The sequence below is a fragment of the Anaerovibrio sp. genome, assembly GCF_051866355.1.
Classification (GTDB): Bacteria; Bacillota; Negativicutes; order Selenomonadales; family Selenomonadaceae; genus Anaerovibrio.
The window spans coordinates 1-15370 of the sequence record NZ_JBJDWZ010000079.1; the positions used below are offsets into that span (position 1 = coordinate 1).

Below are 15370 nucleotides of genomic sequence, written 5' to 3' on the forward strand. Positions count from 1 at the left end.
TTTCTATGGGGTAGCTGTCCCTGCTCATCCCAATTTCAATCTGAACAGAATGCACGAACTAAAAAACAAATTGCATCAGTATATGCACGAAGTGACAAACAAGCACTACGGAAAACTGAAATCTACTTCAACCACTTCCTCATAACCCTGCCCAGAACCTTGAAATTCAGCGGCTTGGCTATATGCTCGCTCATGCCGGCCTCCATAGCCGCCCGTATATCCTCCGCAAAGGCGTCAGCCGTCATGGCCACAATCGGCACCGTACTGCAATACGGCAATTCCAGCGACCGTATAGCGCAGGTAGCATCATAGCCATTCATCCGCGGCATCCGCACATCCATGAAGATAATGTCATAATACCCATCCTCATGCTGTGACACCTGCTGTACCGCCTCCTTGCCGTCCACGGCCTCTTCCACCGTCAGCCCGGCCGTTTCCAGTATCTCCACGGCAATCTCCCTGTTCAGGTCATTATCCTCGGCCAGCAGGGCACGGCGGCCGCTGAAATCCAGATTCTCAATCGCCTCAAGGGTATCCCCCGATTCGGCCGTCCCGAAATCTCCGCCGCCATCCTCAACCGCACTTTCCTCCTGCAGCTTCAGCTGTACCGTCACCGTAAACCGGGAGCCTTTGCCCAGCTCGCTCTCCACCTGGATATCTCCGTCCATCATCTGCACCAGGCTGTGGGTAATGGACATCCCCAGTCCCGTGCCCTGAATCTTATCCACCCGGTCGTCCTCCGCCCGGCTGAAAGGCTCAAAAATGCGCTTGACGTATTCCTCGCTCATGCCCATGCCGTTATCCTCGAACACGAACTCATAGCGGCCGGTATCCTCCCTGTCGCACTCCTTTTCCGACACGCAAAGGGAAAGAACGCCCCCATCCGGCGTGTATTTGACGCTGTTGCCCATCAGGTTGGTAAACACCTGCTGGAGGCGCAGGCTGTCCCCCATGACATACTTGTGCTCCAGCTCCGCAACATGCAGCTCCAGCCTGTGCTGATGCGCCTCTATCTGCGGATTCATCATGGACACGAGGCTGTCCACCAGCTCCGCCAGATTGAACGGCTCCTCCTTCAGCTCCACCTTGCCGGACTCAATCTTGCTCATATCCAGCACTTCATTAATCAGATTCAGGAGGTGCTTGCTGGCCATGCTGATCTTGCGCAGGCTGTCCAGCACCCTTTCCCTGTCATCCACATGGCTGGCGGCAATAGCCGTCATGCCGATGATGCCGTTCATCGGCGTGCGGATATCATGGGACATATTGGACAGGAACACAGTCTTGGCCCTGTTGGCCTGCCGCGCTTCCTCCACGGCCTCCTCAATCCTCTGCTGCTGGGCAATCTCCAGCTTCTTTTCCTCATTGATGTCCTTGAAGGCCAGCACAAACTCATTTTCCTCATTGTCAGGCTTCGCCAGCAGGCACTGCAGATACCTGATTCTGCCGTTCCGCAGTACACGGTAATTGACATAGTGTATCTGCTTCCTGAAAAAAATCCGCTTCACCTGCCGTATGGAGCAGATATCGTCAAAGAGGCACTTATCCTCATCCAGCACATCCTTGCCCACATAAATGCGTATATTGTCCTCGTAGTCGCTCTCAATATCAGTATTATCATAAAACTCGTTCATGGATTCGCTCATGCGGTAGCAGGTACACAGCCCCGTATCCATGCTGACGCCGTACACCGTTTCATATGGCATGGCCAGTGCCCGTATCAGCTTCCTCTGCTTCTCCACACTGCCCCTGTCCAGCTCCGTGAACGCCTCCAAGTTATCCAAATCCCCCATAATGCCGATTCCTTCCTGTACCCTTGCAGCCCAATTGCCAGTCAGATATTGTTAAACATCCATTCAAAATAAGTGTCACGAATCGCCTTGCTGTCCCTGCTCTTCATGGACACCCTCAGTCCGCCTTTCATAACAAAGGCATCTCCCTCAATCTTGTCAACATAATTCATATTAATAATTGTACTACGATTTACCTTCAAAAAGCAATCCTGCCGCAAAAGCTCTTCAAAAACATGCAGGGGACAAAACTCCTTCATCATGCCGCCGGCAGTATGGATATAACAGCTCTTGTTCTGCACCTCCACAGCCACCAGCTTCTCTGTATTCAGCGTCAGGTAGCGCCTGCCGGTATCCACGGTCATCAGCCGGCTGCCCTCAAACAGCCTCAGCCTGCTGAACACCTTCTCCACGGCTTCCCCGCTCACGGGCTTCAAAAGATAATAATCCGCATCGGCCCTGTAGCTCTCCGCCGCAAAGCTGTTGCTAAAGGAAACAAAAACCAGCTTGAAATCATGCCGCTCCCTTTTCAGGCGCATAGCCAGCTCCGTCCCCAGCTTTCCCTGCTCCAGATAAATATCCAGAAAAACCACATCCGGCTCCCGCCTCCTGAGCTGAAGCCACAATTCCTCCTCGTCAGCTACCGCCACCAGCTCCGCCTGCATTCCTCTCGCCTGCACGGCCTCTGCCACGACTGCTTTCAGCTTTTCCAGCTCTGCACGCTCATCATCGTACAGCAAAATCCTCACGACAAAACACCTCTTTAACAGCATGTCATTCTCATGGCATCAACGCCATCATACCACAAAAATCACCCCTATGCGTTTTTCAGCACCAGTTTTGCCGTAAAAACACCGGCTTTTTTTGTCAGCCGCATATAGCCCTGATATTTTTCCACAATCCGCCTCACATTTTTCAGCCCCGTGCCAAAGCGGGAAAAATCCTCCTCCAGCTCCCTGTAATCCTCCTCCGCTTCCCCCCGCAGGCAGGGATTCGTCACGGACAGGAAAATCATATCGCCCTTGGAAACCAGCTTCAGCTCCGTTTCGCCCGCCACGTCAGGAAGCATCCTCTCCACCTCATCAAAGGCATTTTCCAGCAGGTTGCCCAGCACAATGGCCATATCTATATCGCGTATCCTCAGCTCTTCCAGCCGTATATCGCATGCCAGTCCCGCACCCTCCGCCTCAAAGCGCCGGCGCCAGTACCAGCTGATACCGTCAATCAGCTGATTGCCGCACAGAACCACCGGGGCCTCCACCCTGGACAGCTCCCCCAGATAGCTTTTCAGGTACTCCTTCAGCTCATCATAGGCCCCCTGCTCCACATAGCTCATGACAGCCATGCCGTGATGCCGCATATCGTGATAAAACTGCTGGGTATCCCTGCAGCTGCGCAGAATCATATCAAAATACTCCTGCTCCGAGTGATAAACCGCATCCAGCACCGCCAGCTCGTTGCTGAGCCGCTGTCTTTCCCGCACCTCATCGATTATCTTGAAGCTCAGATAGATGACATAGAAAAGCACCACAAAAATCATCAGCCTGCCCGCCAGAATGCTCCATGACCTCGGATACGCAAAATCCCGCAGGCTGACGGAGGACCAGAACAGCACCCCCATGGCCAGCAGAAAATGCCGCCTGTCCCACGGCGTCACCAGCCCTGCCTGCCAGATGCAATTCTTGATGCGCCTCAGCACCAGCAGGCAGGGATACATGGCTATCCCGTAGCCGGCCAGCATCACCAGCAGATTCACCAGATGGGCCGACAGCCCCTCCAGCCTGTCATGCGCCATCAGCCCCGCGCTCTGCACCAGAGAAATCACCGGCGAGGCCAGAAGCACGCACAAAAGAAGCCTGTCCCAGCCTACATCGGCCGCCAGCTTGTAATAAACAGTATTCACGGCGGCGGTCAGGTAGAGGCAGACCGCCAGATCCACCTGCCCTGCCACGCGCTCTATCAGCAGAGCCTGCACCAGCTGCAGCGCCGCCAGACCCCCCAGAAACACAGGCAGGGACAGGCGCAGCCTGTCCCTGAAAGCGTCCAGATACAACGTACAAAACAAAACCGGCCGCAGGAGCATGTACAAAAGAAAACAGCCATCCATATCTATTTCCTTCACATTCTTTCCTTTTCCATGAACTCGGCAAAATCCTCTGCCGGTATCGGCTTGCAGAAATAATATCCCTGCACGTAGTCGCACTCGAACTGCTTGAGCAGGGTCACCTGATACTTCTGCTCAATGCCCTCGGCCACAACCACCCGGCCCGTTTCGTGGGCCACCTGTATGATGTGGCGGACAAGGCTGGTATCGCTGTCGGACATATCCTCCTGCCAGCCGTCAAACAGGCTCTTGTCCAGCTTCAGGCAGTCAATCGGCATGCCGTACAGCAGTCCCAGCGAGGAATAGCCACTGCCAAAATCGTCCATGGCAATCCTGAACCCCCGCGACTTGATTGCCCGCAAAAAGCTGATGAGCGTATCCTCGTCCACGGAAGCATCATTTTCCAGCACCTCCAGCTCAATCAGCTCCTTGTCGATGCCGTACTGGGCCATCACCCTTTCCATATCCTCCACAAAGCGCTTGCCCTGGGCGATATTGCGCCGGGAAACATTGACGGACACAGGCACCAGCTGATGCCCGTCCTGCCGCCACTTAGCCAGCTGGCGGCAGACCAGCTCGAACACATGGCGGTCGAGGATATCCAGATTGCCATCCCGCTCAAACAGCGGCAGGAATATATACGGCGGCAAAAAGCCGTGCTCCGGGCTTATCCAGCGTATCAGGGCCTCCGCCCCGCTCAGCACAGGCTTCTTGCCCCGGATATTGTACTTCGGCTGGAAATACACCACGAACTCATCGTTTTCCATGGCGGCCTGAAAACCGTCCTCCAGCGCCTTCTCCTGCTTCATCTTCCTTACGACCTTCTCATCGAAGAAGCTGACCACGTTGCAGTTCTGCTGGGTTATCTGCTTGCCGGCCAGCCTTGCATTGCCTGCCACATCCATCGGCCAGCTCTCATCCACAGGAATATTCTTGCCGCCATAGTTCATCGGCACGGAGTTGATGTTCAGGCAGCCCTCCACAGCCGAGGCGATTTCCTTCTTCTTCGCCTCCTCCTCGCTGATGAAGTCCTCCTCCCTGACGAGGTACACGCCTGCCGTCAGGTACAGCTTGCGGCTCTCCTGCCGGGCAAAAAACTCCGTGATGCCGTCCATCGCCTCGTACAGCCTGCGCTCAATCTCCCTGCGGTCACAGCCGTGCCACACCAGAAAGAACATATCGCTGTCACTGCGGTAACAGCCCTCATCCTGACGGCAGCAGGCCTTCAGGGAATCCGCCACCGCCTGCAGGACCGTATTGCCGTACTTGTAGCCCATAAAATCATTGATGGCCTTCATGCCCCGGATATTCACGACAATCACGGCCAGCTCGTTCATCATCTTTTTGGCGGCCAGCTCCAGAATATCCAGCTTGTACTTCTCCTGATTGCCCAGGCCCGTCAGCCCGTCCGCATAGGCCAGGTCATATATCTTTTCCTGGGACTTCATCTGCCGCCACTCCGAAAAGCCATAGCCCCCCAGCAGAAGCAGGAGCATTATCCCCAGAATCATCGTCACGGAGTTCAGGATGCCTGTGATCCTGTTCTGGACGATATAGGTAGGCAGAACATCCAGCACGTACACGTCGCTGACGGTGGTCAGCGGGCGGCAGGCCAGATAATACTGATTCCCGTTCTGCAGGGTGATGCGCTCCACGCCGTACTGGTTCTGCCTCACCTTCGTGTACAGGCTCACCAGCTCCGGCGGCGCATCCGGCTGCTGCCAGCCGGCCAGGTAGCTGCTCATGTACCTGGCCAGCTCCCACTTTCTGGCCTGCACGAACATCCTGCCCTCGGAATCGATAATAAAGCTCTCATCATCGCCGTTAAATGCGCTAAAATTAAACATAGTCTTCAGCGCCTGCACATCCAGAATGCCGTACACACTGCCCATCACATGCCCCGACCTCTGGATAGGCACGGAAAACACCATGGCATTCAGGTTGTCAAAGGCGGTTCTCTGGGTGTACACGGCCTTCCGCTCACCCTGGATGGAGGCCTTGATGCCCGGAAAATCCTTCAGCCTGATATCAGGCCCTTCCAGCCCGTGGCCGTATATATCCACGGCCCCCACGCGGGTAAAGTTGTTGACCTCCGTCAGATAATGCACCTTGCGCGCCGTGCCCTCATTGCTCCACACCAGATCCCTGGCCACGTACTCCATGCTGGAAAAAATACCGGCAACCTTGCCATCCACGTACATGCTGTTCTGCCGCGTAATATCCAGAAGCTCTGTCTGCACGCTCTCCACCAGAAGCAGGGAAAGCCTGTCACGGAACATCAGCACCACACTCAGGGACACGGAAAGCAGCAGAACGCCCGCCAGCAGGATTCTCTGCATGGCCATCATCCGCCTCTTGCTCTTTTTAGTCATTGCCGTCACCTATCTTTCCCTCTGTCCCCTGTACCAGCCAGTTCATATCATGCAGAAGCCCCCTGTCCGAAAGGTTCTCCCCCGGCCACACCCTGAGTACGCCGCTCTGGTCGTAAACCGGCCCGTAAAAAACATCCCAGTTACCGTCAGCCAGCCTCTGCTGTGCATTCTGCACAATCTTCAGCTGCTGTTCATTCAGTATGCCCTCGCATACCGGGGCAATCCCCACCACCTGATTATCCACGCCCAGATAGTATTGGCGGCTGTGGAACCTGCCCTCGATGCAGTCCTTGATCAGCTTCACGTACAGCCTCTTCCAGTCCCACACCGCCGCCGTCAGCATGGTGCCGGGATGCTCCATCATGTTGTTATAATGATAGCCGATGCTCCTGACGCCCCGCTTGTCGGCCGCAAAAGAAATAGCATCACTGTTCTGATGATAGGTAATCACATCAATAGGAAACTCATCCATCAGCCTGTTGGCCACCGCTTTTTCCTTCTTGTTGTCATCCCAGGTGCCGGACCAGCGCACATGCACCACCGCCTCCGGCTTGACACTGCGCACCCCCAGCGTAAAGGCATTGATGCCGCGGATTACCTCCACGATAGGAATGGCCGCCACGTACCCCACATGCCCCGTCTTGGAATACAGCCCGGCCACCACGCCGCTCAGGTAGCGGGCCTGATACATCCTGCCGAAATAAGTGGACATATTCTCCCTTGTTTCCAGCCCCGACCCGTGAAAGAAATAGATATCGGGATGCTTGGCGGCCAGCGCCTTCATGCCGGCGCCATAGCCGAAGCTGGTGCCAAAAATCTCCCGGCAGCCCTCATTGATAAGCTCCTCACCGGCCGCCTCCACCTTGTCGTCGCTGATGTAGTCCTTGTAGTGAACCTGCACCCCCAGCTCCCTGGTGGCCGCCAGAAATCCCTTGTAATGAGCCTGGTTCCAGCCCCTGTCCATGATACTGCTGTCCAGAATAACCCCCACATGGTAAAGCCGCTTGTCCACGTCCACCTTTTCCGTATCCAGCACCGAATCATAATGCACCAGCGCAAAAATGCAGACGCAGGCCACCACGGCGATAATAATCCAAATCTGCTTCTGCAGCCATCCCTTCTCCATAGCGTGTCCCCCTTGCCCATTAATTGTTTGCTCTTAAAATTCTCTTGCAAAATGAGAAATTTATTATCGTTTTTTTTTTTTTTGAATTTGTTTAAATTTGTTTATCTTACTTATTACCCATTATATAAAATTTTTAAAAAAATTGCATCATTTTTCTCCACTACACACACTATTATACAATCTTTTTTGTCCATTTGTCCCTGCAATTCACGAAATATATTGTCATTTCACGAAATCGCGTCCGCCCTCAAAGGACACGACCAATTTCCCAGAAAAAAAACGCCCTTCCGCCGGGAAGCATCCCCGGCAAAAGGGCGTCAGAGCACCAAAAATATTACCTTGTCAGGCGGGGCATCAGCCCTTTGCCTTCACCTCCTGCAGGCTCGGGCCCATAATGCGCTTATAGGCCTCTACGCCCGGCTGGTTGAAGGCATCCACATCTGCCAGCTCGCCCTCATAGGCAACGGACAGGGCCAGCATGTAGAGAAGCTGTCCCAGGTTGTAGGCATCCAGCTTCGGCAGGGAGAACAGGGCGTTGAAGCGGTTGTTGGAAGCCAGCGCCTGTGCATTGGACTGGCGGGCCACCTCCAGCGCCTGGCTCATCCTCACGCCGGAAATATCAGCCAGCTTCTGAGCCTCCGGGAACACATTCGGGATTACATAGTCCTCGTCCCAGCTCTCAACGCGGATAAACTGGACAACCTTGTTCAGCTTGCCCTCCTGATGCTGCTGGGTCTGGGCGTGCATGTCGGTGGTTCCTACAGCCACAATAGGGGTCCTGCCGTAGAACACCTCGTTGCCCTCGCGGTCAACGGACTTGCCCAGTGACTCGGCCAGCAGCTGGATGTACCACTCGGATACGGATTTCAGGTAGTCGCCATACGGCATCATGACCTCCATATCGCGGCCGTACTTCTCGGCGGCGATATACTTGAGCACTGCGTTCAGAAGAGCAGGGTTCTCCCACACATCATCGCCCAGGCAGGCCTGATCCATATCCCTGGCGCCGTCCAAAAACGCCTTGATATCAAAGCCGCAGACAGCCGCCAGCACCAGGCCCACATCACAGAAGATGGAGAAGCGGCCGCCCACTCCGTCCGGCACGCTGTACTGCGGCCAGTTGTTCTCCATGGCCAGCTTTTTCAGCAGGGTCGGCTTCTCCTCGTTAGGGTCGGTAACAGCCACAACCTCAACCTCGATATCAGGGTTCTGCTTCAGGGCATCATAGATAACCATGAAATTGGACATGGTATCAAGGGTGCCGCCGGACTTGGAGATAACCATCAGGCTCACCACAAACCTGCGCTTCTTGTGGCTCAGGCAGACCTTGGCGCTCCTTGCCAGCTGGCGGATGATATCGCCGGTCCTTCTCGGGTCGATATTCTGGCCGCTGAAATAAATCTGCGGCAGGCCGTCACGCTCCTCGGTGCTCATGGAGTTCCAGAACTCGCCGCACTGCACGTCAAAGATTACCTTGTCCCCCAGATAGGAACCGCCGATGCCCAGGGAAACCACCGCATCAACCCGGTTCCTCACGGAATCGGTCAGCTCCTGCAGATGCGCCATGGAGGCAGGGCTGTTCAGATGGCCTTCCTCAACGTATGGCAGCTGGGAGAAATAAACCTTCTCAGGGGTGCCATCCTTGGAAAGATGGCCGCGGATTACGCCGTCCTTCCTCATGACCCTGATAGCCTCTGCGGCAGCCTTGATTTTGCCGGACAAAGCCTCCACATCGGCCTTTGTCACCTTGCCCTCGCCGACAAGATTATCATAGTCAAAGGAAAAACCGGATTTTAAAGTTAAGCTCATTAATATTACCTCCCTATAGAAATCACAAAAGATTACAATATCTATTATACTCGTTTTTCCTCTACATTGGTAGATATTTTTCCTGTTTATGCAACAAAAATATAATTGCATGAAAATTTACAGTGGTTGCAGTATTTTGCATAAGAAAATTTCCCCGCCGCCTGCACCATCACCGGGCGCTGAGAATTTCCCGCGCCTCCCGTTTCAGCTTCCGCAGGGTGTAGTAGTAGGCAATCGCCAGCGGCACGCAGGAGCCTATCCAGGCCGCAGGGCTGGCCATGGCCGCCCCCCAGAAGCCCAGCACGTTCACCAGCCCGATAGCCACCGCGGCGCGCATCACCAGCTCCATGATGCCGGCAAAGGTCGGCACGAAGCTCTTGCCCAGCCCCTGCAGGGTGTTCCTGTAGATGAACAGCAGGGCCAGAATCCAGTAGCACACCCCCGTGGTGGTCAGGTACACCTGCCCGTAGTCAATAACCTGCGGCTCCGCATCCCCCACGAACAGGAACATCAGCTGGGAGCCGAAGACGATGTTGAAGATGCCCACCAGAATGCTGAACGCCCCCGACATCAGGATGCACTGGTTCACGCCCTTCTTGATGCGCCCCAGTTTTCTGGCGCCGTAGTTCTGCGCCGTGTAGGCCGCCATGGCGATGCCAAAGGACATCATGGGCATCAGGGCGATAGTCTCCACCTTCTGGGCGGCCGCATAGGAGGCCACCGCCACAGGCCCCAGCCCGTTCAGCGCCACCTGCAGGATTACCGCGCCGATGGCGATGATGGAGGTCTGGAAGGCCATGGGCACCCCCACACGGATGTGCTGCCAGAGAAACTCCCCGTCCATCCGCCAGTCCCCGGCCTGAATCTTCAGCACCGGCACCCTGCGCCAGATGTAGAGCCACACGATCACGCCGCCCAGCGCCTGGGACACGATCATGGCCTCCGCCGCCCCGGGTATGCCCCACTCAAACACCAGCAGGAACAGAGGCTCCAGCAGGATATTGATGCACAGGGACGTGGCCAGGAACATGGTAGGATGGCGGCTGTCCCCAAGGGCGCGCAGGAGGTTCGCCCCCACGATGAACGCGCTGAAAAGCGGCGAGCCGCCCACCACGATGGAGATAAAGGCCTCCGCCCCGTCCAGAATATCCGGCGGCGTATCCATCAGCACCAGAATATCCCTGGCAAAATAAGCCCCGATAAAAGCCGTCACAAGGCTGGCCGTCATGGTCAGCACCACGCAGGCGGCGGCGCTCCGCCGCACCCCCTCGTAGTCCTTCGCCCCGAAGCGCTGTCCCGTGATGATCGTCAGCCCCGCCGTCAGGCCGATGATACAGCCCACCAGCAGAAACATCAGACAGCCGGTACAGCCCACCGCCGCCAGAGCCTCCACCCCCAGAAACCGCCCCACGATCAGCGTATCCACAAAGCCGTACAGCTGCTGGAAAATATTGCCTGCAATCAGCGGCAGGGTAAAAAACAGAATCAGCCGGGCCGGGCTTCCCTCCGTCATATCCTTGGTATTGCTATCCTTTTCCATCTTATCCCCCCATACATATCACTGCCGGGGCACCCGGACAGCCCACAGCTATTCCAGATACCTCGTAACCATAGAGCGGAGCTTCTCGCGCATGACGATGACGCTGTCCTCCAGCGCGCCGGTGGACGGCATCAGCTTATTGTAGTGAAAGCTCTGCCTGCGCCCGGTGCGAAAATCCGTCGGATAGGCCGTCACCTGGAAGCCCTCCTTCTCAAAATTCAGCACGGAGCGCTCCATGTGAAAGGCCGAGGTGACGAGCACGGGATGGGAAAGCCCCCTCTCCCGCAGAAGCCTGCCGCTAAAGGCCGCATTCTGCCTGGTGTTCAGGCTGTCCGGCTCCAGCAGGATATCCTGCTCCGGCACCCCCAGCCGCATCAGCTCCCGCCGGGCAATCACCGCCTCCGGCCCGCTGTCCTCATAGACCTGCCCCCCGGACACCAGCACCGGCACATGCAGCCTGCCATACAGCTCCGCCGCCGCCAGCAGGCGGCTGGCCGGCGAAGCGCAGAGATTGCCCAGCTCCCCCATGTTGGGCGTATCGGCCGTGGCGCCGCCCCCCAGCATGATGATGACATCACCGGCAGGCTCCGCCGGCTGGTCGTAGGCCCGCTCCAGACTCCCCATCAGCACGGAGGACACCAGCCCCGTGGACAGGAGATAAAAAACCCCCGACACCGCCAGAAGCGCCGCCGCCGCCCTTATCTCCCGCCTGCGCCACAGATACAGCGCCAAAAGCCAGAAGCACACAAAAAAAATCCCCGGCGGCAGTACAAAGCTCGCCCCGAATTTCAGCAGATAAATCACAAAATCCCTCCATAGCTCCCCCTGCGCCCCGCACAGGACATCGTTAAGCCATTATAAAATTATCGTAAAATTCCCGTTAAAAATTATTCTTTTGCAGGAATTTTACTTTTCCTGTAGAATTATGTATTATTATACCATAATGAATGAAGAATGTATGAAAAGAATTCAAAGGAGAGATTATCATGGCATTAATTCCTGCAAACGAGGTAAAAGCAAAGAACAAGGCAAACGGCAAGGGCGAGATCACCATCTGCCACATCCTCGGGGCTGAGCAGCTGGGCGGCAACGACATGTTTGCCAAGGTGACCATCCCGCCGGGCTGTTCCATCGGCTACCATGAGCATCACGGCAACACCGAAACCTACCACATCCTGCAGGGGGAGGCGCTCTACAGCGACAACGGCAGCGAGATGAAGCTCGGCGCCGGCACCACCACCTTCTGCCCTGATGGCGAGGGGCACGGCATCGAGAACTGCGGCACAGAGGACCTGGTGTTCATCGCCCTGATTACGAAGAGCATCTGACCCGGGGCGTCCCGCAGAAAAAACGGCAAACGGCAAACGGAAAATGACAGAGCTACGAGGTACATCACATGGACAAGTTCATTCCATCTGACCACCAGCTGAATAATCTTTATCAGAAAATTCTGGACAGTGCCGGCGTCAACATCTTCTGGAAGGACATCGACTCCCGCTTCATGGGGGCCAACAAGGCACAGCTGGATTTCCTGGGGCTCACCCTGGACGAGCTTATCGGCCATACGGTGGAGGAGCTGGGAGCCGTCAACTTCCAGTATCCGTCCCTGATTGACGACGCGGAAATACTGGCCGGCAAGACCGAAAAGCACGTCACCGGCAAGCTGCTGGACGCAGACGGCAGGCCGCGGGATGTCATAGTCAGCAAATCGCCGCTGATTATGGACGATGAGGTGGTCGGGATTATCGGCACCATTGAGGACATCACGGAAAAGTGCATACAGAGGGATATCATCGGCCAGCTGAGGGAAACCTTTTTCAACGTGCCCTCCGGCATCTGCGTCTACAGGTGGCTGGTCGACAGCCAGGATTACCAGCTTATCCAGGCCAATCCGGCCATTCTGGACATGCTGAACCTCACCGAGGCCGACATCGCCGGGAACAGCCAGCCCGACTCCGCCATCAAGGCCTGCCTGCATCCGGAGGATGCGTGGCAGATTTCCTATGCCATGAAAAAAATGCAGACCGGCACCCCGGCCATCACCTGCAACTGCCGCTTCTACCCGAAGGGGGAACGGAACTTCATCTGGCTGCAGGCCAAGGTAAAGTACGTACAGCACGACGCCGACACGGCGCTGGTGTACATGACCCTGACGGATATCAACGCCGAGAAGCGCAGTGAGCAGGCCCTGGCGGAATCCCAGCGGGCCTATCACGAGGTAGCCGGCGGCGCAGGGCTGGTGGTATGGCACTACGACATCGTCAACGGCGTCATGGAATTCCTTGACAACAACGTATCCAGGCGCGTCCAGCAGAAGCACTCCCTGCCTCAGAAGCTCTACGGGGCGCCCCGGAGCTTCGAGCACCATCTGGCGGAGGAAAGCCTTGAGGACTTCCGCCGGATGAACCAGTCCGTCCGGGCCGGCAAATCCGCCTCCTGCGACGTAAAGTTCAAGCAGTTTCCGGGCCAGCCGCCCCACTGGGAGCGCATCATCTACACCCTGCCCCGCAGCAGTACCGCCGATGTGCCGACGGACGCCTACGGCGTGGGCATGGACATCACGGCGGCAAAACTGCGCCAGCAGCAGTATGACAAGGAGCTGCAGATGCTGCACACCGCCATCAACACCAACCTCCTGTCCAAGTGCCACTTCGACCTGAACGACAACAAGCTGCTGGACTATCTGGCCAACTCGCCCCACGCCCTGAAGCTGTCCACGGGCATGAGCTACACGGCCTCTATGGAGGTTCTGCGGGAGCTGATTATCTCCCCGGAGGAACAGGAGATGGTGAGCAGGGAGCTGGACATGGAAAGCCTGATTCACAGGTACGTTACCCGCGACGGGGATTTCAGCATAGAGTACAGGCGTCACTGCGACGATTTGTCCCCTATCATGGTGGAGTGCAACATCAGCCTTTTCACCGGCAAGACCGGCCACATCGAATGCTTTGTCTACTTTTATGACATTACCAACAAATTCATCAACTACGTCATTTCGGACAAGCTGACGGAGCTGGGCTACATCAATGTTTCCATCGTCAACAACCTTACGGGTACCATGACCCTGTTCAGCAAGGAAACCGGCGTGATTGAGAACACCCCTGACAAGCCCCTTTTCTATGACGATGAGTTGTACAGGTTCATCTTGGAGGTATACCCTGAGAAGGCGCGGGCCGAGGAGCTTTTCGGCAGGATGTCCCTGGACTGCATCGTGGACCAGCTGGACCACATGTCCATGTATGACTTCTCCTATGACTTCCGCAACCCCGACGGCAGTGAGTGCAGGCGGCGGCTGCAGGCCTTTTACCTGGACAAGACCCGCACCAGCGTATTCATCATCCAGAGCGACGTGACCCAGCAGTATCTGGCGGAAAGGCGCCATCTGGAGGAGCTGGAGCAGGCCATCATGGAGGCCGACAAGGCCAACGAATCCAAATCCATCTTCCTGTCCGGCATCAGCCATGATATGCGCACGCCGCTGAACGGGATTCTTTCCTTTACCAATTTTGCCCTGAATACCACGGATGAGGAAAAAAAGACCGAATACCTCCACAAGATTAAGCACTCCGGTGAGCTGTTGCTGTCCCTGATTAACGACACGCTGAACCTTACCCGCATCGAAAGCGGCAAGGTCAAGGTCAGCCGCGAGTGGATTTCCGCCAAGGATATGATTGATGAAATCATCAGCAGTGTGTCCATGGCGGCCTCCGAGCGGAAAATCCTGCTGGAAATCCGGATGGATGAAGAACTGCCGCGGAATATTATCTCCGACAAGCTGAAGCTGCAGGAAATCCTGCTGAACCTTCTCAGCAATGCGGTGAAGTTCACCAAGCCGGAGGGCTCCATCAGGTTTGCCATACAGCTGATTGCCACGGATGATATGACCCCTGACGAGCTGGCACAGATAAAATCGCCGAACCAGAAGTGGGTGCGCATCATCGTTGCGGATACGGGGATAGGCATGAGCGCCGAGTTCCTGCCGAAGCTCTATGATGCCTTCTCGCAGGAGGAATCCCAGGAGGTGCAGAACCCTAACGGCACCGGGCTGGGGCTTTCCATCGTAAAGAAGTATATCGACATGCTGGGCGGGACTATCTCTGTAGAGAGCCAGCTGGGCCGCGGGACTACCTTTGAACTGCACATTCTGCTGGAGGAAAGCCTTGAGGCTGAGGAAAACTGGCACAAGGATGTAAAGGATTTTGACTTTAAGCATCTGCATGTACTGCTTGTGGAGGACAACCTTCTCAATCAGGAGATTGCCACCATGCTGTTACAGAGCAAGGGGGCAACGCTGGATGTTGCCAGCAACGGTGTGGAGGCGGTGAACACCTTTGAAAATGCGCCGGAGGGTACCTACCAGCTGATACTGATGGATATCCGCATGCCTGTTATGAACGGGTATCAGGCTACAGATAAAATCCGCAATTCCTATCACAAGGACGGGGCTGTGATTCCTATTATTGCCATGACTGCGGATGCCTATGATGAGGATATCAGGAAGTGTCTTGAGCATGGCATGAACAGCCATGTCAGCAAGCCGATTAATCCGGATAAGCTGTATGCGGAGATTGCGAATTTTTGCTGAGGTGGTGGCCGGACGTGCAGGTGCGTTAGAGGCTTGAATTGGTT

General features: G+C 55.9%; 10 protein-coding genes. 2 read left to right on the forward strand and 8 right to left on the reverse strand.

Features of this window, described 5'->3' with window-relative positions:
- Nucleotides 1–122: 122 nt before the first annotated feature.
- The 8 genes from ACI3UA_RS04585 to ACI3UA_RS04620 all read right to left on the reverse strand — a co-directional run bounded on the left by ACI3UA_RS04585 (nucleotide 123) and on the right by ACI3UA_RS04620 (nucleotide 11545).
- Nucleotides 123–1793, reverse strand: coding sequence for a hybrid sensor histidine kinase/response regulator (locus ACI3UA_RS04585; protein ID WP_439723651.1), 1671 nt, complete (start codon nucleotides 1791–1793; stop codon nucleotides 123–125).
- Between the two features lie 41 nt (nucleotides 1794–1834).
- Nucleotides 1835–2539 carry a LytR/AlgR family response regulator transcription factor gene (locus ACI3UA_RS04590; RefSeq protein WP_439723652.1) on the reverse strand — a complete coding sequence of 235 codons (705 nt, stop codon included), beginning with the start codon at nucleotides 2537–2539 and terminating at the stop codon, nucleotides 1835–1837.
- 68 nt (nucleotides 2540–2607) lie between these two features.
- Nucleotides 2608–3912 (reverse strand): GHKL domain-containing protein, encoded by a 1305-nt coding sequence (locus ACI3UA_RS04595; RefSeq protein WP_439723653.1) that lies wholly within the window; start codon nucleotides 3910–3912, stop codon nucleotides 2608–2610.
- Nucleotides 3909–6266 (reverse strand): EAL domain-containing protein, encoded by a 2358-nt coding sequence (locus ACI3UA_RS04600; protein WP_439723654.1) that lies wholly within the window; start codon nucleotides 6264–6266, stop codon nucleotides 3909–3911. The genes ACI3UA_RS04595 and ACI3UA_RS04600 overlap by 4 nt, the downstream gene beginning before the upstream one ends.
- Nucleotides 6259–7392 (reverse strand): BMP family ABC transporter substrate-binding protein, encoded by a 1134-nt coding sequence (locus ACI3UA_RS04605; RefSeq protein ID WP_439723655.1) that lies wholly within the window; start codon nucleotides 7390–7392, stop codon nucleotides 6259–6261. Before ACI3UA_RS04605 ends, ACI3UA_RS04600 begins: the two co-directional genes overlap by 8 nt.
- Before the next feature lie 354 nt (nucleotides 7393–7746).
- Nucleotides 7747–9201 carry a glucose-6-phosphate isomerase gene (locus ACI3UA_RS04610; protein WP_439723656.1) on the reverse strand — a complete coding sequence of 485 codons (1455 nt, stop codon included), beginning with the start codon at nucleotides 9199–9201 and terminating at the stop codon, nucleotides 7747–7749.
- A gap of 169 nt (nucleotides 9202–9370) precedes the next feature.
- Nucleotides 9371–10741 carry an MATE family efflux transporter gene (locus tag ACI3UA_RS04615; RefSeq protein ID WP_439723657.1) on the reverse strand — a complete coding sequence of 457 codons (1371 nt, stop codon included), beginning with the start codon at nucleotides 10739–10741 and terminating at the stop codon, nucleotides 9371–9373.
- A 48-nt stretch (nucleotides 10742–10789) separates the two neighbouring features.
- A complete protein-coding gene (locus ACI3UA_RS04620; protein WP_439723658.1) occupies nucleotides 10790–11545 on the reverse strand; it encodes a YdcF family protein in 756 nt (251 codons plus the stop codon).
- A 182-nt stretch (nucleotides 11546–11727) separates the two neighbouring features.
- Here ACI3UA_RS04620 and ACI3UA_RS04625 point away from each other — a divergent pair, with 182 nt between their 5' ends.
- Both ACI3UA_RS04625 and ACI3UA_RS04630 read left to right on the forward strand, forming a co-directional pair.
- Nucleotides 11728–12069, forward strand: coding sequence for a cupin domain-containing protein (locus tag ACI3UA_RS04625; RefSeq protein WP_439723659.1), 342 nt, complete (start codon nucleotides 11728–11730; stop codon nucleotides 12067–12069).
- A 68-nt stretch (nucleotides 12070–12137) separates the two neighbouring features.
- Nucleotides 12138–15326, forward strand: a complete 3189-nt coding sequence (locus tag ACI3UA_RS04630) for an ATP-binding protein (protein ID WP_439723660.1) — start codon at nucleotides 12138–12140, stop codon at nucleotides 15324–15326.
- Nucleotides 15327–15370: the final 44 nt, after the last annotated feature.

Excerpts from the sequence above, each read along its gene's own strand:
- ACI3UA_RS04585 (WP_439723651.1), bottom strand. The coding sequence starts at position 1,793 with ATGGGGGATTTGGATAACTTGGAGGCGTTCACGGAGCTGGACAGGGGC.
- ACI3UA_RS04605 (WP_439723655.1), bottom strand. The coding sequence starts at position 7,392 with ATGGAGAAGGGATGGCTGCAGAAGCAGATTTGGATTATTATCGCCGTG.
- ACI3UA_RS04625 (WP_439723659.1), top strand. The coding sequence starts at position 11,728 with ATGGCATTAATTCCTGCAAACGAGGTAAAAGCAAAGAACAAGGCAAAC.
- ACI3UA_RS04610 (WP_439723656.1), bottom strand. The coding sequence starts at position 9,201 with ATGAGCTTAACTTTAAAATCCGGTTTTTCCTTTGACTATGATAATCTT.
- ACI3UA_RS04600 (WP_439723654.1), bottom strand. The coding sequence starts at position 6,266 with ATGACTAAAAAGAGCAAGAGGCGGATGATGGCCATGCAGAGAATCCTG.
- ACI3UA_RS04630 (WP_439723660.1), top strand. The coding sequence starts at position 12,138 with ATGGACAAGTTCATTCCATCTGACCACCAGCTGAATAATCTTTATCAG.
- ACI3UA_RS04615 (WP_439723657.1), bottom strand. The coding sequence starts at position 10,741 with ATGGAAAAGGATAGCAATACCAAGGATATGACGGAGGGAAGCCCGGCC.